The organism is Streptomyces xanthochromogenes (assembly GCF_014650455.1).
Lineage (GTDB): Bacteria > Actinomycetota > Actinomycetes > Streptomycetales > Streptomycetaceae > Streptomyces > Streptomyces xanthochromogenes.
Map to the genome: position 1 here is coordinate 620,431 of NZ_BMUZ01000004.1, position 20,258 is coordinate 640,688.

Here is a 20,258-nt window from a genome sequence, read left to right on the forward strand (position 1 = left end):
GCACTGCGGTGGCCGCAGGGACCGGTGATCCGTCCGGTTTCCGACTGACCATTGATACACCACCAATGAAGACATGGGGACCCTTTTCCGGACGCCACCGCCGAAGCCGGCCCCTCCGCACTTCCCGGCTCCGCCCAGCCCCGGAGCCTTTCCCCTCCATTCGGCCACGCGCCCAACTATGCCCGTTCTGCCCTGTTCTACGACTGGCCGGTGGATGCAGTGGCCGATACCGTCCAGACCCGAAGGGTTGATCCTGTCCGTTCACCGAATGCAATGTGTTCTGCGGGTGCGACGCCGTGAATTCGGCGACACTCCGGAATCCGGCGCGGATCGACGGCACCATCGCGCATCGATTCCCTTTGTGTGACTCGTGTCTTCGAAGTCGCCCGCGGACACGGTGCCCGCGGACACGAGCTGTCCAGAACGATCGGCAGAGACGGTAGCCCTCATGACGCATGCCACAGCCCAAGCGGCACCCGTCCGCCCCTCGCCCCTGGCGTTCCGCGTATTCCTCGGCGGGCAGAGCGTGTCCCTGATCGGCGACGGCCTCGCGATCCTCGCGATTCCCCTGCTCGTCCTCGAAGTCAGCGGCTCCCCCTACGCCGCGGTGATGGCCGCCATCCCCCGTACCGTCGGCTATCTGCTGGTCGGCCTGCCGGCCGGTGCGTTGGTGGACCGGCTGAACCCCCGCAACGTCATGCTGGCCATGGACGTCATACGGTTCGGCATCTTCCTCGTCCTCGCCGTGCTTTCGGCCTCCTCGCACCTGTCGGTTCCGGTGATCCTCGCCCTGGCGTTCGTGGCGGCGGGGGCCGGTGTCTTCTTCGAGACCGCGCTGACGGTGGCGGTGCGCGACCTGGTCGAGGAGGACCGGCTCGTACGGACGAACTCCCTTCTGGAAGCGGCGAATCAGAGCGCGCAGATCGTCGGTCCCGGTCTGGTCGGCGTGCTGTCGGCGCTGTGGGGCCTGCAAGTGGCGCTCCTGGTCAACGCCTGCACGTTCGCCGTTTCCTTCGTCACCGTGCTGCGCGTCCTGGACGGCAGGGACCGCACGGGCCGGGCCGCCACCCCGCCGCTGCGAACGGCCCTGCGGGGCGTGGGCGGGGATCTGGTCCAGGGGTTCCGCTGCCTGCGGTCCCTGCGGGTGGTGCTCGTGGTGACCTGCCTCCAGGCGAGTGCCAATCTGTTCCTCGCCGTCGGCTACCTCCTGGTGTTCTATCTGCGCGACACCCTCCACCTCGGCGCCTCCGCCGCGAGCGCGGTCGTCGCGGCGGGCGGTGTGGGCGGAGTGCTCGGCACCGCGGTGGCGCTCCGGCTCGGCCGCAGGATGCGGCACGAAACGCTCATCGCGTTCAGCGCGGCCTGTCTGGGCACCACGCTGGCCTGCCTCGGCGTGGCGACGTCCCTGGTCCCGCTGCTGTTGTTGAACCTGCTGCTCGGCGGCTCCACCGTGACGGCGGTGGTGCTCATCCGCACCCTGCGCCAACGCCTGGTCCCCCGAGCCCTGTTGGGCCGCGTCACCGCGACGGCCAGGGTGGCCGCGCTCGCCGCGAGTCCGATCGGAGCCCTGGCCGGCGGAGCGCTCACCACGCTCAACCACGGCAACCCGCGGCCGGTGTTCATGGCGGCCGGGGCACTCAGTGTCCTGACGACGATCGCCGCCTGGTTCTTCGGCCTGCGTACCGGATCGCAGAAGTCGCCCGAGGCGGAGCCGGCGCAGGACCAGGGAGCACTCCCCGGCGCGCCCGGCACACCGACGACGGAGGCCGGCCGCACCCCGTGACCGGCCGCACCCCGTGACCGATGGCGTCACCCCGACGCCGTCAGCCGGAGCCCGGCCGTCGCGCCGGGAGCAACTGCCGTGCCTGCGCGGCACCTTCGCGGACCGCGATGTGCCGGGGCCCGGCAGTTGGTTCTTCGCCGTCGAATGAATCACGCCGCGTTTTCCGGGCATCCGGACAGCGGCCCACATCCCGCAAACCGTGATCGGCGGAACTCGACAGGACTCGACAGGAGCGGACCCCGGAGCCATACGGCCGAGGTCCGCATCTTGGTGTGCGCAGCCGTCCTCGGGTGCGCGGCCGTCGTCGGGCCCGCTGACGCCCGGGACGGATTCGGTGACGCCCGAAGGGAGGCAGACCGACAACAGGTGAAGCGTCCGGCAGCGGCGTATGAATTCCGGCCGGCATCGGCCTCCTGGCCGAGGGACGACCGGCCGGGGCCATCTGACGGGCTCTGACCAGGCACGACAGAGACACCCGGCCACTCCTCGCGGCGCCCCGGGGCCGAAAGACGACCTTGACAAGATCACGGACGCAACGGAAGTTCATTCCATGCCCCATGCACCCACCCGAAGTCGCCGCGGCCTGTCCGCAGGACCGCCCAGAGGCTGATCAACCTCGCAGTCACGCGCGTCGCGGAGCTCACCGCGCCGACCCTCCACCGCCCTTCATGGACACGATCACCGATCGGGGGACACTCCTCATGCTGGCCGTACTTGGACTCGACACGGACACCGAACGCGTCTACCGCGCCATGCTGGCCCATCGCGACGACGGGCTGTGCGCGCTGTCACAGCGACTCGGGCTGCCCGAGGACAAGTTGCGCGACTGCCTCGACCGGCTCCACGCCCTCGCGCTCGTCAGACCGTCCGGCCAAGCCGAGTCCGCCTTCCGCGTACTGGGGCCGGAACAGGCCATGAGCCTGCTGCTCTCCCGCCAGCAGGCCGAGCTCGCCGCCCATCAGGAACGCGTCGAAACCGCTCGGGCGGCTGCCGCACAACTCGTCGCCGAATGCTCCTCCTTGCAGGGACCCTCCGCCGGCCTCCACACGGAGGAACTGACCGGCGCCGAGGAGATACGCGACCGCCTCGCCAGGCTCGCCGCCGACGTCCGGCAGGAGATCATGACCCTGGCCCCGGGCGGCGCCCACACGGAGAGCGACCTCGAAGCCAGCCGGGGGCCCAACGCCACCCTGCTGGAACGCGGCGTCACCGTCCGGACCGTGTACCTCGACAGCATCCGCAACCACCAGCCCACGCTCCATCACGTGCAGTGGCTCCGCGAGCGCGGCGGACACGTCCGTACGGCTCCCGGCCTGCCCATCAGGATGATCATCGCGGACCGCAAGGAGGCCGTGCTCCCGCTCGACCCCACCGACGCGAGCAGGGGCGCGGTGGTCCTCACGGGCCCCGGCATCCTCACGGCTCTGTGCGAGCTGTTCGAGAGCACCTGGCACGCCGCCACCCCGCTGGTGCCCACCGTGGAACGCGACCCCGACGGCCTGACCCCGCAGCACCGCGAGGCCCTGCGGCTGCTCGCCCAGGGCTTCAAGGACGATGCCATCGCCAAGCGCCTCGGGGTCTCCACCCGCACCGCGCGCCGCTTCGCGGCGGAGCTCATGGAGGCCCTGGAGGCACACAGCCGCTTCGAGGCGGGCGTCCACGCGGTCCAGAACGGCTGGCTCCCCGCGCACCGCACCTGACGCCCCCCGGGGCGGGCGGGGCGCGCCACCACCGATCCCCGCAACGCGCCGCCCCACGTGCCCAAGTCGGCCACCTCGTAAGCCTGTTGCCGCCGCCGAGCCGCCGTGACCGGTTTCCGTCACCGGCGCGGGCCCAGCAGCCCGTAGCCGACGGGGACTTCAGGAGCCGGAGGTGCAGCCGTCCTGGTCGAGTCGGGTGCGGAGAGTGGAGACGAAGTCCTCGGCGCGGGCCAACTGGACGCGCAGCTCATCGATCTTCCGGACGGCGGCCTGCTCGTACTCCCGCACTCGGCGGACGAGTTCCTGGCGTTCGGCGCCCTCCGCCGGGTCGGCGGCGTCGAGGCGGCCGGTGGCATCCAGCAGGTCGCGCATCTGGTCGAGGGTGAAGCCGAGCGGCTTCATCCGCCGGATGACCATCAGCCGAACGACATCCGCCTCCGTGTAGAGGCGAAAGCCGCCCTGGGACCGGGCGGAGGGGATCACCAGTCCGGTGTCCTCGTAATGCCGGATGGTCCGCAGCGACAGCTCCGTACGCGAGGCGACCTCACCGATCTGCATGTGCTCGCTCACGCGGGCGCCCTTCCTCTTGTGTCACCAGGGGTTGTGTCACCAGGGGGCACAGGCGGCCGACGCCAATCCCTACCCTAACGTTAGGGTAGGGTAAGTGATCGTCGGGGCCGGTCCCAAACCACCCCTCCCCCGGCTCGGGGTGGATTCCTCCCGTGACCGTCAGCCGTGTCGGGGCCGACGATGCCCCCGCCGAGGACCGATGCCGGCAGGAGAGAACGTGCGCATGCCGACGACGAGTTGCGCCGCCTGCCCGCCATGACCCTTCGCCGCACAGCGGCCGTACGTCCTGCGCCTGCGCTCCTGCGACCTCGGGCCGCCGCACTCGGACCGCGGAACCCCGGCCCGGCCCTTCCGCATCTTTCCGCGCGCACCGGTGACGCCCGGCGTGCCCGACCCTGACAGGTACTGCCGCTCTTGTCTGCCTCCACCGCCGCATCCGCCATGGCGCGGATGCGCGGCCTCAAGCCCGAATGGATCTCCGACCCGAAGGTGTGGCGCACCGAGATCCTGGCCGGCCTGGTCGTCGGGCTCGCCCTGATCCCCGAGGCGATCTCGTTCTCGATCATCGCCGGGGTCGACCCGGCGATCGGTCTGTTCGCCTCCTTCACCATGGCCGTGACGATCTCGGTCGTCGGCGGCCGACGCGCGATGATCTCCGCCGCGACCGGTGCCGTCGCCCTGGTGATCGCCCCGCTCAACCGGGAGTACGGCTTCGGCTACCTCGTCGCGGCCGTGATCCTGGCCGGTGTCTTCCAGATCGCCCTGGGCGCGCTCGGCGTGGCGAAGCTGATGCGGTTCGTGCCGCGTTCCGTCATGGTCGGCTTCGTCAACGCGCTCGCGATCCTGGTCTTCATGGCGCAGGTTCCCGAGATGCACGACGTGCCGTGGGCCGTCTACCCGCTGATCGCCGGCGGCCTGCTGCTGCTGGTGTTCTTCCCCAGGGTCAGCAGGGTGGTCCCGGCGCCGCCGTCGTGGTCGCCACTTCCAACCTCGCCGTCGGCGTCGTCGTCGGGTCGATCACCGCGCTGGTGATCTTCGCCAAGCGTGTCGCGCACCTGGTCGACATCACATCGGTCACCGACCCCGACGGCGGCCGGGTCGTCTACTCCGTCACCGGCGAACTCTTCTTCGCCTCCGCCAACGACCTGGTCACCCGGTTCGACTACGCCACCGACCCGGACGAGGTCGTCATCGACCTGTCCGCCACCCACATCTGGGACGCCTCCTCCGTCGCCGCCCTCGACGCGATCGAGACCAAGTACGGGCAGCGCGGCAAGCGGGTCGAGATCGTCGGACTGAACCCGCCCAGCGCCGACCTGCACAAGACGCTCAGCGGCGAACTGACCGCCGGTCACCGACCGGCGACCGCCCCTGGCTCGGCCTGCCTACGCGGTGCCGCGGCATCCGCTCCGGGGGCAGCGGGTCACGCGCCCGATGAGGACATGGCCTCACTGCCCGAGGAGTAACGCCCTTGCCCGGCAGGTTCCTTGATGAGCGACACCACCGACGCGGGAGCCCCCTCCTGCGGACGCCAGCCGGGTTCGTGGAACATGTGGCCCATCCGTGCACGCCAACTGGCCGCCGCCTTCATGTCCTTGACGATGGCCAGGTACTCGTGCGAGGCGACCTTCAGCGGGTTGTACGTCCGGATGTTCTTGGTCAGCCCGTAGACCGGACGTTCGCCCTCCGGGACGAACGTCGCGAACAGGCGGTCCCAGACGATGAGGACTCCGCCGTAGTTCCGGTCCAGGTAGCCGCCCTGCGACGCGTGGTGCACACGGTGGTGCGACGGCGTGTTGAAGACGAACTCGAACCACCGGGGCATCTTGTCGACGCGCTCGGTGTGGACCCAGAACTGGTAGACGAGGTTCAGGGAGTTGCAGAAGGCCAGCACCGCCGGATGCACTCCGACCGCGACCATCGGGAGGAAGAAGAACCCCACGGTGAACGTCATCCAGGGCTGGCGCAGCGAGGTGGTCAGATTGAACTTCCGGCTGGAGTGGTGGACCACGTGACAGGCCCACAGGATCCGGATGACGTGGTGGCTCCGATGGGACCAGTAGGAGAAGAAGTCCTGTGCGATCAACATCAGTGGAAGGGTCCACCACAGCAACGGCACGCGCAGCGGCGTCAGTTCGTAGACGACGCTGTAGATCGCCACGTCCTGGAACTTCCAGAGGAAGCCGAAGAAAAGACTGCCGAGCCCCATGCTGACACTGGTCGCCGCGTCCTTCGCCTCGTACCCGGCGTCCTCGTCGTCGGGATGGCGCCGGACGAGGATGATCTCGATGACGGTGAGCAGCACGAAGGCGGGTATGGACCAGGTGACGATGTCGGGGAGGGTTGACATGAACAGAAAGGGTAGGCCGCCCTCCGAGCGAGGAGTTGGCACTTGTTGCCTGGTCGACGCCCGGTATTGCGGTCACGGCGCCAGGGCCGGGTCGGGCACGACAACCCCTTCGTTCCGCAGGGGAGGATGCCTGCTCCTGGTCCGGTCGGACATCAGGGAGTTCCCGGTGATCGGCTGAGTCCTACTTCCCTACGGGAAGGCTCTCCGCGCTCGCGACGGCACGCAGCGCCCGGGCCGTCGTCGTCCGATGGAGGGTCGGTGCGGCACCGGCGAGAAGCCGCGGGCCGGCCAGGGCGGTGCGGGTTCCGGCGCGGTGGCCGGCGTCGATGTCGCACCGCGAGTCGCCGATCATCCAGGAGGAGGACAGGTCGCAGCCGAGCTCGTCGGCGGCCCGGTGGAGCATGCCCGGAGCGGGCTTGCGGCAGGAACAGGCGATGGACAGACGCGGCACGATACCGGCCACATGGTGCGGGCACAGATAGATGCCGTCCAGCTGGACCCGGTGGCGGGCCAGGAGTTCCCGCAGCCGCCGGTGCATCGGCTCGACGGCGGCCTCGTCGATCAGGCCCCGGGCCAGTCCGCTCTGATTGGTGACCACGATCAGGGCGAACCCGTGACGCCGGAGGGTGCGCAACGGCGGCCCCACGCCCGCCTGGAGTACCAGGTCATCGGGGCGCGACGGATAGTGCCGCGGCTCGGTGAGCGTGCCGTCGCGGTCGAGGAACACCGCCCGCCGTCGCGGGGCCCTGGTGCGTGCCGGGTCGGTCATGGTGCCGGGCTGGTGTCGTCAACAGCGTCGGGCGGGCTCAGCGGCGGGGCGTGCCGGACGGCCGGGCTGATGGTCGCGCCGACCGCCGTGGCGACCATGACGGCCGTGAGGGCGAGGACGGCACCGCGGGGGCCTGCCGCGGTCAGCAGCAGTCCCGCGGCGAGCGAACCGATGGGCATGACGCCCCAGGCGAGGGTCATCGCGGCGCTGGTGACCCGGCCCAGGATGTCGTTGGGGACCAGGAGCGCGGTGTAGCTGAAGATCACGACGTTCCACACGGGGCTGATGAACGAGGTCGCCGCGCCGATCAGGCCGATCCCCAGGGGGTTGGTGGTGAAGAGGAAGAGCGGAAGGAGCGCCGCCCAGATCCAGTTGACCCCGATGATGACCGTTTTGGGGGTGAAGTAACGGTGGCCCTTGACGGCGACGAGTGCACCGGCGAGCCCTCCTCCGGAGTAGATGCCCAGCATCGTGCCGATGGCACTGGGACCGGCACCGTGGCGTTGGGCGAGGACGACGACCGTCAGGACGAGCGCCTGAAAGACCATGTTCGTCACGGTGATCAGCAGGACCGCCGTCCGGATCAGCGGGTGGCGCCAGATCCACCGCAGGCCCGTCAGCGTCGCCTGCCACAGCGGCTCGGCCGGCGCGGTCGTCCTGCCCTGCAGGTCCTTGCGGAGGAACAGGAGCGCGATGGAGGCGGCGGCGTACGAGATCGCGTCGGCCAGGAAGGGCAGGGCGCGGTCGATTCCGAAGAGCAGCCCGCCCAGCGGCCCGCCGGCCAGCGCCGCGCCCCGGCTGCGGGCCTCGTTCTGGGCCACGGCGGCGGGCAGCAGCACGGGTGGCACGATCCGGGGAAGGGCCGCCGTCTCCGCCACGCTGAAGAACACGAAGCACAGCCCCTGGACGAACGCGACGACGATGAGCTGAGCGACTGTCAGTAGCCCGAGCCACAGGGCGATCGGCACGGTGGACAGCGCGAGGCCGGCCAGGATCTCGCTGGTCAGCAGAATCCGGTGGCGGTCGTACCGGTCCACGAGTGGCCCGGCCGGCAAGTAGGCGATGAGGAAGGGCAGGGTGCCTGCGGCACCGACCAGCCCCGCGTCGGCGGGCGAGCCGGTCGTGGCCAGGACGAGCAGCGGCATCGCTGTCGAGCTGATCCGGGCGCCGAGCGTGGAGACGACCTGACCGCTCCAGAGGGTCAGGAAGTCTCGGTTGCGCCACAGCGATGGCGCGCCGCCCGTGGAGGTCACGACGTCCGCGCCGGGGCGGGGGTGCTGACGGTTGAGCAAGGCGGTGTACTCCTCGTCGAAGGTCTTTCCCGGAGCGCTTCACCTACGGACGACGTGCCCCGAGAGCAACCGCCGCCACCTCGATGGCCGTCCCGGCCGACTCCGACCGGCCGACGCCGACTCGACCCGATCACTCGTCGGACCGGCCGAGAGCAGAAGATGTGGATGTCTCAACTTCGTTGAGAGACATGTCAGTTGGGATGCCCCATGGCCGCGCGGCATCCGGATTCCCCGGTCATCGACGAGACGGCGCATGGGCCTTCATCAGGTCCCGCAGGTGGTCGGCCGCGTGAGCCGTCTCGACAAGCAGGCCCGACGGCCTGCAATGTGGCTCCAGTGTGAGGTAGCCGTCGTAGCCCACTGCCGCCAGGCCTGTGATCATCGTCGGCCAGTCCAGTTCCCCCGTGCCGAGGGACGTCGTGTCGTACGCCCTGCCGTGATCGGTGTAGCGGACCCAGCCCTCGCGGGGGGTTTCGAGCGACGCTCGGCGTACGTCCTTCACATGGGCGTAGCGCACCCAGGGCAGCAGCAGGGGCAAGGCGTCACGGCCCGGGGAGACGTCCGCGCAGAGGAAGTTCGCGGCATCGAAGTTCAGGCCGAACCAGGGCGAGCCCACCCGGGTGAACAGTGCCGCCAACGCTGTCGGCCGCCTGGTGATGTCGGACCCGAGCGGGTCCCACCCGAACGCGTCGAACTCGTTCTCCAGGACCACCACCACCTTCTGAGCGGCGGCATGGTCGAGGACCGGGGCCAGCGCGTCGGCGTATGCCGCGATCGCCCGCTCGTCGTCGACTACCGGTGCGTGGCCGAAGTAGGTGTTCACCCGGCTGGCGCCGGTTCGTGCCGCCAAGGTGATCGCCTCGTGAAGCAGCGCGACGCCGTCCGCACCGCCCGCGCCGTACAGATGACTTGGCGTCGACACGCAGGCTATGGACAGCCCGGCACGGTCGAGCTTGTGGAGCGCGGCGTCGACACCGTCCCGCCGGCCGTTCTTCGGATACCAGAATTCCACCGCGTCGCACTGAGCGGACCTGGCCATCTCGATGAGGCCGTCCACACCGTCGGCGTCCGTGAATTCGGTGCCGGAAACCGCTATCGACATGCCGCGCTTCGTCGCTTCCCGCATCAGGACTCCCTTCTGCTCTCTGTCCCTGAACCCGCTCTGCTCTCTGTCTCTGGAACCCGTCACCCGTCACCCGTCACCCGTCACCCGGCGAGGATCGCTCCCAACCGCTTGCCGAGCGCGAGCGTCGTCATGGACGGGTTCGCCGCTCCGGTGCGTGGCATCACCGACGGCCCACACGCGTACAGACCCGCGACGGCGGTGAACTGGTGCTGCTCGTCGAGGACTTCGCCGAAGGCCAGTGTGCCCGCCTCGTGTTGCTCGGAGCCGAGCGGGAAGCTATAGGTGAGGGGTTTCGGTGTGCGGACCGCCGTCAGCCGGGCGGCCAGGTCGGGCGATCCGTGCCGCGGCGAGAACCGGAGCGGCTCGGCCGGGACGCCGAGCAGCCGCGCCATCTCGGACCACAGCTCGCCCAGCAGGCGCCGCTGCGTGGCGAGCACCGGCGCATCGGCCGCGTCCAGCGGGGCGTGCACCGCCGTCGGCCAGGGCCATTCGCCGGCGTCCCGGCCGGTGCAGCGCACCTGGCTGTGCGGGCCGCGGACTTGCTCGCCCATGGTCCAACTGTCCATGTTCACCTGGCCGTTCACACCTTCGCTGAAGCGCACGAACTGGTTGGACCGGCCGTCGGCGGTGCCGGTCCGGTGGTAGACGTGGCCGTCGTGAGCGGCCGCCCGCACGGCATCGGGGAGCCGATCGGCGTCGAAGGCGACCGTGAAGCCCTGCGAGATCTTGTCCACGAGCCCCGGCAGCTCACGCGGCGCCGCGGCGTCCGAGGCGGCCAGAGCCTGGATCGCCAGCCGGCTGTTCATGACCGTACCGGCGGCCAGCACCACCCGGTTCGCCCGCAGTTCGCGCGGCTCACCGTCCTCGGTGCGCACCAGCACACCGGTCGCCCTGCCGTCGTCGACCCGGACCCCGAGCACATCGTGCTCGGCGAGGATCGGCACACGGCGCACCCTCGGGTCACCGTCGTCCTCCCACCAGGCCAATGGACTGAACGCGCTCCATCCTCCGGCGGGTTCCGGGCGGGTGGCGTGCGGTGTGCGGTCGAAGTCCAGTGCGCCAAGGGTCAGTCCGGGAGCACCCGGAGGCTCGGCGCCCCAGCCGACCATGTCGTCGACGACCCGCTGGTACAGCGACGGCCCGCCGTCCCACGTCTCGGTGAGTTCGGTGACGACTTCCTTCGGCCACTGCTCGGAGAGGGCCCATGGCTCGACGGGCAGCAGTACGCCACCCCAGTAGAGCGAGCGTCCGCCGACGCGGCGGCGCAGGCCCGCCAGGTCACCGTAGGCTCCGTCGTCACCCTCGTAGGGGCGTCGGAAGTCGGGGTCGGACTCCGGTCGCAGCCAGAGCCGGAGCGCTTCGTCCGAGGTGTGTTCGGCCTGGACGTGTGCGCGGCCCCGGTCGGGCCCGGCCTCCAGCACGGTCACGGACTCCCGGCCCCTTCGGCCGAGTTCCGCCGCCACCGCGAGGCCGGCCATTCCGGCGCCGACCACGAGTGTCTCCACTTCGGCCAACGGTTCCACAGGCACCCCATCGTCGTGCGTAGTCCGAGTTGTTGAAGTCCGAGCACGGTCGTGGCCGCCCCCGGCCGGTGCGGTGACGGCGGTGAGGACTCCGGCGGAGCGACGACCGGCCGAGGGTGCGCACCTGGGCAGGGCGCCTTCGCGCGGGGGGAGTCACACCGGGCACGGTTGCTCCCGGCCCACCGTCATCGTGGGCTCCTGGCTGCTGGGCAGTTCCAGCTTGTAGGGGTAGGCGCCACGGGTCAGGTCGAAGGTGTCCGTCCCTCCGGAGGCGAGTTCGCCGACCATCGCGGCGGTCAGCAGGTGCCCCGGTGAGTCGCGGGCGTGGCCCGGGTCGTAGGCCGCCCGGTAGGCGTAGTAGGTGCGCTCGTGCAGGAAGCCGAACCATCCGGCGAGCAAGGTGTCGTCGAGCCACAACTCGTGTATGCGCGCGGTACTGGAGGGCTCGGCCGCGATGGCCGCATACGTCCGGTCGACCACTCCCCCGTCGAACGGCGCGACGGTGTCGGGCCGTTCGCCCCACTGTCGCGTGTGCAGCTCTATGAAGTCAGGCAGTCTGGCGGCGACCCGATCCGGCGTGTCCGCACAGGTGAGCCGGAGCGTGCCGAGACGCTCGATGCGGCGGCGCTTTCGCCGCATGTCCCTCCGCTCACTGACGCGTCGCACGATGTCGGGGTCGGTCAGGTCGAGCCGGAAGACGGTGTCCGAGGGCCGGGGCGTGGCGCCCAGCTCGGACACGGCCCGCAGCAACGGACCGCCGAGAAGCAGGTTGCTCAGCTCCAGCCGGGCACCGAACTCCCGCTGACACCGGTCGATCGCGTCGGCCAGCCCGGCTATGTCCGGCTCCGGTGCGGTGGACGAGGCGTCGTCCACCGCCGCGACCTCGTTGTAGTCGGCCCAGGGCCAGGACAACGGGCGCAGGAGCGCGGTGTCGGCGTCCCGGTGCAACTGCAGGCCGACCACCAGGGTGGGCCGGTCGGTACGTGTCACATGGACCAGCACCGGGGTCGTGCCCTCCGCGTCCGCGGCCTCACGGATCCATGCCCGCCACCAGCCCGCCGTCTGGAAGGGCGTCCGCGCCGAGAGCCGGTGCGTGTCCAGGAAACGCGTTGCCGCCCGTGCCCCGTGCTCGAAAGCGACGCCGTTCATCCGGCGCGTCCCTTCCACCCCAACGCCTGTGCCACGGCGGGCGGCAGAGGCGCTCCGGCCGCGGCCACCCCGCGGCCGCGCTCCCGCAGCACTGTCATGACGCCGCCTTGGCCACGTCCTCCACCGTGGTCCTGAACAGCCGTGCCGCCGCCTCGATGGTGTCGTCGTCGGCGTCCACGTCGATGCCCACGCCGCTGCCGAGATAGGAGTCGACCACCCCGACACTCAACACGATGCTGCGGCTGAGCAGGTCGTCCGTGCGCGGCAGGCTGCCGAGGGGATACGAGCGCCGCACGACGGCGCGATCCGGCCTGCGCGGCGCGGAATCCGCCGGGGCGACCAGGTCCGGCCGCAGCTGGGACATGTTGGCGTAGTTGTGTTTGCCGGACCGGCTCAGGGTGATCGTGCCGAGCCGGGCCGCCACCTCGTCGGCCATGGCCGCGGATGCGAAGGTGTACCCGAGCACCGTGGCGCAGTCGCCGTCCGGATCGTGCAGTTTGCGACGCGTCACCCCGGGCAGATCGCCGATCGCGTCCGCGAACCTGTCCCGGTTGGCTCGCAACGTCCGCAGAATGTCCGGCAGTTTGCGTACCTGGGCGAGCGCGAGCGCACCGGTCAGTTCGTGCATCCGCAGGTTCAGACCGAACAGCGGCGGCCCGTCGGTGACACCCAGCCGCAGCGGCGCGGCGCCGTGGTCGTGCAGGGCGAACGCCGTCTCGTACAGCTCGGCGTCATCGGTGAGCAGCACGCCGCCGTCGCCCGCGGTGAAGGTCTTGAAGACGTTGAGACTGAACGCCCCGAACCCACCGACCGTACCCAGATGGCGGCCGCGGTAGGTGCCGCCGCCGGCTTGCGCGCAATCCTCCACGAGTAGCAGCCCGTGCTCACGCGTGACCGCGTCCAGGGCGTCGAGGTCGCACGGCGCTCCGAGCATGTGCACGGCGATCACCGCCCTCGTACGTGACGTGATCTTCGCGGCCACGTCCTCCGGGTCGAGCAGCAGCCCCTCGTCGATCTCGGCGAGCACCGGCTCGGCCCCCGTATGGACGACGGCGGCGATCGAGGCGATGAAGGTGTAGCCCGGCACGATCACCTCGTCGCCGGGACCTATGCCTGCGGCGAGCAGCCCGGCGTACAGGGCACTGGTGCAGCTGTTCATGCCCAGGCAGTGGCGTGCACCGGTGAGGGCACGGAATTCCTGCTCGAACAGGGACACCTTCGACGGCAGCGCGACCCCGTCGTGGTCGTCGAAGCGGTACCGGCTCAGCTCTCGTTCCCTTACGACGCTGAGCAGTTCGGCCTCTTCCTCCGGGCCGATGCGGGAAACTCCTGGTCCTGCCATGGCGATCCCTCCCTCGTCTGACTCTGTCCTGTTATCGGCGGCCGACCGCTGCCCGTGCCGGCTCCGACGGCGGCCGGCCGGCCAGGTCGCCCGGTACGAGATCCATCAGCAGAGCGTCCCGCCAGGCCTCGCGGTGGCGTTCGTACGCCCTCATCCGGCCGACCGACCGGAAGCCCGCCTTCTCCAGGCAGCGCACGGCAGCCGCGTTGTCGGCGGGCGGCGCGGCAGTGACGCGGTGCCCGTCGGCAGCGAAGACGGACCGGGCGAACAGGCTCAGCGCCCGGGTGGCGATCTCCCGGCCCCGGTCGGCCGGGTCGCACACCGCAAGCGCCTCGATCCGGATGTGGTCGAACTCCGGGTCCTCCTCCTTGCGGTACTCCAGGAAGCCGACGGAACGACCGCGTTCGAGGATCACCAGGCAGCGCTCGTGCTGGAATCTGCTGAGCACCCCGTCGCTGGGCTCCAGCGCCCGCCACGCCTGCACGTCGGCATCGCCGAACGTCCGGCGGAACAGATCGAGGTCCTCCGGTATCGCCCGCCGCAACCCGATGCCGCTCTCGTCCACCTGGTCGTCCTCGACGACGGCGGCGCCGGGCCGCACCGATGCCCGCTCGCCCGCCGCGATCAACTCCTCCAGCAGATCGACCAGTTCGGCGGCCTGCTCGGGGCTCGGGTCCGGTACGACGCGGCAGGTGGGCGCCGCGAACGCCTCGGCGGTCAGGAAGGGGTGGTGGCCGAGAACCAGCAGGGGCCGTCCGGTGTCCAGGGCGAGGCCGATCTCGGTGAGGGTGCCGTAGCGTCCCTCGAACGCGATCATGCCGTCGCCGCACCAGTTGAGGATGTTGCTCCGGGCCAGGTCCATCGATGTGGGCAGCGCCCAGGTGGTCCCGTCCTCGGCGTCGGCCAGGCGGTTCCACTTCAGCAGTGCGAGGGTGTCGCCGCCGACCGCCCGGCAGCCCTTGTTGGCCGCGGCCGCCACGCCTCCCTCGCCTCCGCTGATCAGGCCGTAGCCGCGCCGGGCGAGCTCTTCGCCGACCTTTTCCGCGAGGCGCAGCACGTCCGATCCCGCGTTGCCGGGCCGGCCGCCGAGGACCGCGATCGCGCGTCGGCGGGTCATTTGACCACCTTCTGGTGACTCAATTGCCGCACACTCCACTCCAGTTGGTCCAGTTCGATCAGCACGTCGGCCGGCCGCACATCGGCCGCGCAGGGGGCCGGGCAGCCGGTGTAGTAGCGCCGGCAGGTGCCGTTCGGCTTCATGTAGGAGCACGTCAGGGCGAAGGCGCTCTGCACGATCCGCGAGACCTCGGGGGGCGCGGCCGGTGACCAGATGTCGCCGTCGGTCGCCAGGTAGAGCGTGACCACCGGGCACCCCAACGCGGCGGCCAGGTGCACGGCCAGCGTGTCGTTGCTGACCAGCACGTCCAGTCCCGCGATCCAGTCGCGCAGGGCTTCGAGCGAGTGCAGGAACACCGTGTCGGTGACGCCCCGCTCCGAGGACAACCGCCGTGCCAGTGCCTGCTCGTCCGGGGCGCGGCCCACCGCCACTTCCACGTTCAGGCCTCGTTCGTTCAGCTGCGTGATCAGAGCCGACCAGTCCTGTGCGGGCCAGCGTTTGACCTCGGCACTGGCACCGACGTAGCAGCCCACCACCCCGGGGCGGGGCTGCCGCCGCTCGGCCAGCCAGGCAGGGCGGGTCAGGTCGACCGGCACGCCGTGCGCGCGCAGGAGACTCGCGGCCTGCTCACCGAAGGGCAGCCGCTGCGGGCGGTCACCCAGCTCGTGCAGATCCCAGCACTCGACGCCCCGTTTCGCCGCCTCCGCCCGGAACTCGAAGTAGTTGCCGTCCTCGTCGGCGGACTCCATCCTGAGGTTGACGACCAGGTCCACACCTTCGCGTTCGACGAAGTCCCACAGCTCCCGCCGGTGGGTCGGCAGGAATCGTCGCCACAGTGCCGGGAAGGTCCCGGAGGCACCCCGCATACCGGCTGCCCCGCGCACCCATGCGGTGTCGAGTGCGACGTTCGGGGCCATGAAGTAGCGCCATCCCGGGTGGCTCCGCTCGAACGCGGCCAGGAGCGGTGCGGCGATGATCCCGTTGCCCACGCCTTCGTTGATGACGGCCATTGCCGTGCGCATGCTTGCCCTTCCAAGTCGGCGTCCAGGGGCCGGTCGACGGCCGGCCCGGGTCGTGCGGCGTACGGGTCGTGCGCCATACGGATGGCGGTGGCGCGGGCGCGGCCGTCATCGACCGGGCCGACCGGCGCGCCACGGACGACGCGCCGGCCACCGGCTCACGGCCGGGCGCTCAGCCGGCTGAGGAGCCGGGGAGTGGCGAGCCGGTCGAGGTACTCGGGCTCGCTGTGTGCCCGCTCGATGGCGGGACGGAGGTCCAGGAGGTAGCGCATGGAGTCCACTTCTTTGAAGCCGACCCCCAGTTTCGCGGCCAGACGGGCGTAGAGCTTGCGCGCGGGACTGTTGTCCGGCTCGGTCTCGCCCTCGGCGAATTCGTAGCCGCGCCGCATCGCCTCGACGAACGACGAGGCGACCAGGAGCGCCCCGATGCCACGGCTGCCGCGCAGGGCCTCGGTCACGTAGACGTCGTGGATGTACGCGACGTTGTCGGCGAACTGGAGGTTCGGAATGGGGTCCACCATCGCCAGCCCCACGGCGACCCCGTCCTCGACCGCCACGATCTGGAAGGTCGCCTCATGGCCGACCAGGCCCTCGAAGAAGGTGCGCGTACTGTCCAGGTCGACCTCCTTCCCGCAGTCGTGCTGCTGCTCGACAATCAAAGGCATGAGCATGTCCAGTTGGTCCTTGCTCAGCACGACCGTCTCAATACTCACGTGATCTCCATCCCTGCGGTGATTCCATCGATCGACTGCATCCGTGCCCCGGCTGACGTGCCTTCAGCTACGGTCGTTCGTGTGTGTGAAATGCCGGTACAGCTCGTGGGCGGCGTTCCGTAGGTCGCCCGGGCCCGGCCGGGGGCGCGCCGGAAGGGACGCGTCGAGCGCGGACATGTCGGCGCAGGTCCAGTACTGGTACCGGCCGATGTGGGGGTTCGGTACCAGCCGCACGTTCAGCGGTGAATTCGTGAACTCCGCACACCAGCGCAGCAGTTCGGCGAAGCTCGTCGCATGGCCCGATCCGAGGTTGAAGACGCCGCGGGGCGCCGTCGGGTCCGCCATGAGGACACAGGTCCGTGCGACCGTGGCGACGGGGATGTAGTCCCGGCACGCTTCCAGGGTGTCGGCGAAGAGCGTGAGCGGCTCCTGCCGGGCGGCGGCGAGGAGCAACTGGCCGATGATGGAGGCCATCGCCTTCTTGTGCCGCTCCCCCGTGCCGAAGACGTTGGTGAACCGCAGTCCGGCCCACCCCGGCCCGCCACCGGCGGTGAACCGCGTGGACATGTGGGTGTCGAACCGGGCCTTGGAGCGGGCGTAGGCGTTCAGCGGGCCGGAACACGCGGCGGACCCCAGTGCGGATTCCGGCAGCGGCCGCCGTTCGGCGATCTCGCCGTAGACGCTGGACGAGGACGCATAGACGAAACGCGTACCGCTGCGGTCGCAGGCGTCGGCCAGCGCCGCGGGGCCGGTGATGTTCGTCTGCTCCAGCGCCTGCCAGTTGTCCTCGACCGTGCTGCTGATCGCGCCGAGGTGCACCACGGCCGTGAACCGCCCGGCCGCCACCGCCCCGAGCACCGCCGGATCGTCGAAGGAACCGGTGTGCACGGTGGTGTCCCGGCACAGATCGGTGGGCGGGGTGGTGAGGTCCACCGTGGTCACCCGGTACCCGGCGCTCAGAAAGGCCCGCGCCACATGCCGCCCGATGAAGCCGGCCGCCCCGGTGACGAGCACGCTCTGTTCACTCACGCCTGCCGCCCTTCTGGTCCGGTTCGTGTGTCCTGACGGGGAGTTGCCGTCGCGGGTGGGGGGAAGGGCGTCGCGTCATCACCGGGTCCTTGCCGATTCGATCAGGGACGACGTCGACCAGCCGGCGACGAAGGGCACGACGACGGTCCGTCCGCCCAAGGAGCCGACCAGCTTGTCCTCCGGAATGTCCATGCCCGCGTAGTCGCCGCCCTTGACCCAGATCGACGGCCGCAGCGCGCGGATGGCCTCTTCGGGGGTGTCCTCGTCGAACACGAGAACGGCGTCCACCGAGGACAGTGCTTCGAGTACGAGGGCGCGTTGGGCCGCCGGCACGATGGGCCGTGAGGGGCCCTTCAGCCGGGTCAGCGAGTCGTCGCTGTTCATACAGACGATGAGGCAGTCACCCAGCCGGCGCGCCTGCTCCAGGAGCCGGACGTGTCCCGCGTGCAACAGGTCGAAGCACCCTCCGGCGGCGACCACCGTGCCGCCCCTGGCACGGACCGCACCGGCGAGCTCGACCGGTCCCTGCGCGCCCGCGACGGGACCTGCGCCCGGGGCTCCCGGCAGGGGTGAATCGTCCTCGGGCGGGAGGTCCAGGGACCTGGGACCGCCCGCAGCGACGTACGCCGATGCCGCTTCCACCGCCGAAGCCACCGCCTCGCTGGGCAGCTGGCCGCGAGCCATCATGGTGGCCAGGTGACCGGCGAAGAAGTCGCCGGCGCCGCAGGGATCGGCCGTCACTCCCGCGGCGACCGTCGTGGGCACGACCAACGGCGGCAGATCCGCATCGGCCAGCAGGACGGCACCGTGCTCGTGCCGGGTGAGCGCCACCTGGACCGGTCCCCACTCCCGGGCCACCGCGCGCGCCGCCTCGATGTCGTCGGACAGGGTGTCGCCGCCCTCGAAGGAGGCGACGAACCGGGCTTCGCGACTGTTGGGGGTGACCACCGCGGTGTGGGAGACCGGCGCCGCACCGCGCGGATGCGGGTCCCAGACCAGGGGCGAAAGCCGGGCCGCCTCGGTCAGTACGGCACGCAGGTCCGGGTGCGCTGCGACGCCGCGACCGTAGTCGGAGACCAGGACGGCCCCGGCCTGGGTCAGTACGCGCCGCGCGTCGTCCAGGGCCGTTTCGGCAAGCCGCCCGACCGGGGGGCAGACGTCGTGCTCGTCCAGCATGACCACGGTGCGCCCGGCCGCACGGATGCGTGTCTTCACCGCGGTCGATCCGTCCAGCCCGAGGTCGACCACCTCGACCCCCGCGTCGTCCAGGAGCGCGCGCAGCTGGTCGGCGGCCGCGTCCCGGCCCAGCGCGGTGACGAGGGTCACCGGCCCCTGCCGCGCGCTCAGCACGGCGGCCAGTGCGGCACCGCCCGGGCGTACGTGGGTGGTGCCGCCGGTCACGACCAGGGCCGGCTCGTCGGACGCGACCCGCTCCACCCGCCCGAGGTGGTCCCGGTCGAGGAAGGCGTCGCCGACCACCACTACGTGCGTACGGTCCCCACGTGCCGCGGTCGGCCTCAGCCCCTCAACAGCCTTGCCCGAAGCGGCAGATGGGGCGGGCGTGGGCAACGACGTGGACGGCACGGCAGCGGCGGCGCCGTTCGTGACGGAGTCGTCCCGGGCGGCAACCGCGGCGTCCATGGCAGCGCACATCAGGTGGATCGCCACGAGATGACACTCCTGCACCGTGGACACCGCCCGCGCCGCCACGGCCACCGCTTCGTCCACCACCTCTGCCAGCGGGTTGGGCGCCGGTCCGGTCAGCGCCCAGGTCGCCGCGCCGGCCTCGTGTGCGGCCTCCGCGGCGCGCAGCAGGTTGGTGCTGCGGCCCGAGCCGGACATGAGCAGCACGATGTCGCCGGGGCGGGCGTGCGCCCGGACCTGCCGGGCGAAGACCTCTTCGTAACCGTAGTCGTTGCTGATCGCGGTGACCGAGGACGTCTCGGCGTGCAGCGACAGCGCGGACATCGGCCGGCGTTCCGTCTCGAACCGGCCCACCAGCTCGGCCGTCAGGTGTTGGGCCTGCGCCGCGGACCCGCCGTTGCCGGCCACCAGCAGGCGTCGCCCTTCACCGCCCAACTGGGCAAGGCGCACGCCCCAGTTGGTGACGCGGGACAGGTCGAGTTCGGGCAGGGCAGTGGTGAGCTGCCTCAGGTGGTCGGTAGCCGTCGAGGTGTCGGCCGTCATGCCGGTGCTCCTACTGTTGGGCGCCCCAGGAAGTCGTTGAGTTCGATGGTGTGACGGTCGGGGTCGGCCACGAACGCCACCGTCTCCTGCTCGATCCGGTACGGCTCGGCGATCACTCGGTAGCCGAGCGCGCGGATGTGTTCCACCAGTGCCGGGACGTCGGCGACCCGGAACGCGACGTGGTGGGTCGGGTGCGGGTCCGGCACGAGGTCTCGCTGCTGCCACAGCTCCACACCGGCCGGCCTGCCGTCCGGAGCCATCTGCAGGATGACGCGATCGGCCAGCTCGTATCGCACGACACTGGACAGTCCGAGCGCGTCGGCGTAGAACCGCTCGGCGACATCGATGTCGGCCACGTCCAGTCTGATGTGGTCGAAGGCCGTGACCGAGGGGGCATCGTGCACACGATCCGGCGACGCGCCGCCCATATCGCGGTCCTCCTTCGGGAACGACGGATCTTCTCCATCCGACGAGGCCACATCCGATGTGACGGAGCCGGGTTTCTCTGAGTCCAAGTCGCCCTCCGGTTACAGGCTGACAGGGAGCGGACAGACGGCGATGGGTGAGGTGGTGCGCGCCGTGCGGACGC

16 protein-coding genes and 1 pseudogene are annotated in these 20,258 nt (G+C 70.7%); 3 read left to right on the forward strand and 14 right to left on the reverse strand.

The genetic code is table 11. The annotated features are described in order from the left end of the window. The first annotated feature begins 448 nt into the window (after positions 1 to 448). Both IE267_RS13845 and IE267_RS13850 read left to right on the forward strand, forming a co-directional pair. A complete protein-coding gene (locus IE267_RS13845) occupies positions 449 to 1,783 on the forward strand; it encodes an MFS transporter (protein ID WP_189763388.1) in 1,335 nt (444 codons plus the stop codon). A 701-nt stretch (positions 1,784 to 2,484) separates the two neighbouring features. Continuing rightward, positions 2,485 to 3,483 carry a helix-turn-helix transcriptional regulator gene (locus IE267_RS13850; RefSeq protein WP_167151820.1) on the forward strand — a complete coding sequence of 333 codons (999 nt, stop codon included), beginning with the start codon at positions 2,485 to 2,487 and terminating at the stop codon, positions 3,481 to 3,483. Positions 3,484 to 3,642: 159 nt separating this feature from the next. On the opposite strand, the gene IE267_RS13855 is transcribed toward IE267_RS13850, so the two are convergent. Continuing rightward, positions 3,643 to 4,041 (reverse strand): MerR family transcriptional regulator, encoded by a 399-nt coding sequence (locus IE267_RS13855; protein WP_189763492.1) that lies wholly within the window; start codon positions 4,039 to 4,041, stop codon positions 3,643 to 3,645. A gap of 453 nt (positions 4,042 to 4,494) precedes the next feature. Here IE267_RS13855 and IE267_RS13860 point away from each other — a divergent pair. Beyond that, positions 4,495 to 5,408, forward strand: a pseudogene (locus IE267_RS13860) (sodium-independent anion transporter); the annotation flags it as partial. A 68-nt stretch (positions 5,409 to 5,476) separates the two neighbouring features. Here the strand turns inward: IE267_RS13860 and IE267_RS13865 are convergent. The 13 genes from IE267_RS13865 to IE267_RS13925 form a co-directional block, all read right to left on the reverse strand. Further along, positions 5,477 to 6,403, reverse strand: coding sequence for a sterol desaturase family protein (locus IE267_RS13865; protein WP_189763389.1), 927 nt, complete (start codon positions 6,401 to 6,403; stop codon positions 5,477 to 5,479). A gap of 181 nt (positions 6,404 to 6,584) precedes the next feature. Then, the gene (locus tag IE267_RS13870; protein WP_189763390.1) at positions 6,585 to 7,172 is read right to left on the reverse strand and encodes a D-glycero-alpha-D-manno-heptose-1,7-bisphosphate 7-phosphatase; all 588 of its coding nucleotides are present in this window, start codon (positions 7,170 to 7,172) and stop codon (positions 6,585 to 6,587) included. Next, positions 7,169 to 8,464 carry an MFS transporter gene (locus tag IE267_RS13875; RefSeq protein ID WP_229861113.1) on the reverse strand — a complete coding sequence of 432 codons (1,296 nt, stop codon included), beginning with the start codon at positions 8,462 to 8,464 and terminating at the stop codon, positions 7,169 to 7,171. The genes IE267_RS13870 and IE267_RS13875 overlap by 4 nt, the downstream gene beginning before the upstream one ends. Positions 8,465 to 8,699: 235 nt before the next feature. Then, positions 8,700 to 9,590, reverse strand: coding sequence for a sugar phosphate isomerase/epimerase family protein (locus IE267_RS13880; RefSeq protein ID WP_189763391.1), 891 nt, complete (start codon positions 9,588 to 9,590; stop codon positions 8,700 to 8,702). Positions 9,591 to 9,670: 80 nt separating this feature from the next. Further along, a complete protein-coding gene (locus IE267_RS13885) occupies positions 9,671 to 11,095 on the reverse strand; it encodes an FAD-dependent oxidoreductase (RefSeq protein ID WP_189763392.1) in 1,425 nt (474 codons plus the stop codon). A 171-nt stretch (positions 11,096 to 11,266) separates the two neighbouring features. Beyond that, the gene (locus IE267_RS13890; RefSeq protein ID WP_189763393.1) at positions 11,267 to 12,262 is read right to left on the reverse strand and encodes a GNAT family N-acetyltransferase; all 996 of its coding nucleotides are present in this window, start codon (positions 12,260 to 12,262) and stop codon (positions 11,267 to 11,269) included. Positions 12,263 to 12,356: 94 nt separating this feature from the next. Further along, entirely contained in the window at positions 12,357 to 13,604 is a 1,248-nt protein-coding gene (locus IE267_RS13895; RefSeq protein ID WP_189763394.1) for a DegT/DnrJ/EryC1/StrS family aminotransferase, read from the reverse strand. A gap of 31 nt (positions 13,605 to 13,635) precedes the next feature. Continuing rightward, entirely contained in the window at positions 13,636 to 14,721 is a 1,086-nt protein-coding gene (locus tag IE267_RS13900) for a GNAT family N-acetyltransferase (protein WP_189763395.1), read from the reverse strand. After that, positions 14,718 to 15,743, reverse strand: a complete 1,026-nt coding sequence (locus tag IE267_RS13905; RefSeq protein ID WP_189763396.1) for a glycosyltransferase family 9 protein — start codon at positions 15,741 to 15,743, stop codon at positions 14,718 to 14,720. Before IE267_RS13905 ends, IE267_RS13900 begins: the two co-directional genes overlap by 4 nt. Before the next feature lie 155 nt (positions 15,744 to 15,898). Beyond that, positions 15,899 to 16,453: a GNAT family N-acetyltransferase gene (locus IE267_RS13910; protein ID WP_167151838.1), complete on the reverse strand. Its 555-nt coding sequence runs from the start codon at positions 16,451 to 16,453 to the stop codon at positions 15,899 to 15,901. Positions 16,454 to 16,516: 63 nt separating this feature from the next. After that, positions 16,517 to 17,482, reverse strand: a complete 966-nt coding sequence (locus tag IE267_RS13915; RefSeq protein WP_189763397.1) for an NAD-dependent epimerase/dehydratase family protein — start codon at positions 17,480 to 17,482, stop codon at positions 16,517 to 16,519. Positions 17,483 to 17,560: 78 nt separating this feature from the next. After that, positions 17,561 to 19,669, reverse strand: a complete 2,109-nt coding sequence (locus tag IE267_RS13920) for a PfkB family carbohydrate kinase (RefSeq protein ID WP_189763398.1) — start codon at positions 19,667 to 19,669, stop codon at positions 17,561 to 17,563. After that, entirely contained in the window at positions 19,666 to 20,097 is a 432-nt protein-coding gene (locus IE267_RS13925) for a VOC family protein (RefSeq protein WP_189763399.1), read from the reverse strand. The genes IE267_RS13920 and IE267_RS13925 overlap by 4 nt, the downstream gene beginning before the upstream one ends. Between the last annotated feature and the right edge of the window lie 161 nt (positions 20,098 to 20,258).

Coding starts and splice junctions, on each gene's coding strand:
- IE267_RS13845 (WP_189763388.1), top strand. CDS start 449: ATGACGCATGCCACAGCCCAAGCGGCACCCGTCCGCCCCTCGCCCCTG.
- IE267_RS13850 (WP_167151820.1), top strand. CDS start 2,485: ATGCTGGCCGTACTTGGACTCGACACGGACACCGAACGCGTCTACCGC.
- IE267_RS13855 (WP_189763492.1), bottom strand. CDS start 4,041: ATGCAGATCGGTGAGGTCGCCTCGCGTACGGAGCTGTCGCTGCGGACC.
- IE267_RS13865 (WP_189763389.1), bottom strand. CDS start 6,403: ATGTCAACCCTCCCCGACATCGTCACCTGGTCCATACCCGCCTTCGTG.
- IE267_RS13870 (WP_189763390.1), bottom strand. CDS start 7,172: ATGACCGACCCGGCACGCACCAGGGCCCCGCGACGGCGGGCGGTGTTC.
- IE267_RS13880 (WP_189763391.1), bottom strand. CDS start 9,590: ATGCGGGAAGCGACGAAGCGCGGCATGTCGATAGCGGTTTCCGGCACC.
- IE267_RS13890 (WP_189763393.1), bottom strand. CDS start 12,262: ATGAACGGCGTCGCTTTCGAGCACGGGGCACGGGCGGCAACGCGTTTC.
- IE267_RS13895 (WP_189763394.1), bottom strand. CDS start 13,604: ATGGCAGGACCAGGAGTTTCCCGCATCGGCCCGGAGGAAGAGGCCGAA.
- IE267_RS13900 (WP_189763395.1), bottom strand. CDS start 14,721: ATGACCCGCCGACGCGCGATCGCGGTCCTCGGCGGCCGGCCCGGCAAC.
- IE267_RS13905 (WP_189763396.1), bottom strand. CDS start 15,743: ATGCGCACGGCAATGGCCGTCATCAACGAAGGCGTGGGCAACGGGATC.
- IE267_RS13920 (WP_189763398.1), bottom strand. CDS start 19,669: ATGACGGCCGACACCTCGACGGCTACCGACCACCTGAGGCAGCTCACC.
- IE267_RS13925 (WP_189763399.1), bottom strand. CDS start 20,097: ATGGGCGGCGCGTCGCCGGATCGTGTGCACGATGCCCCCTCGGTCACG.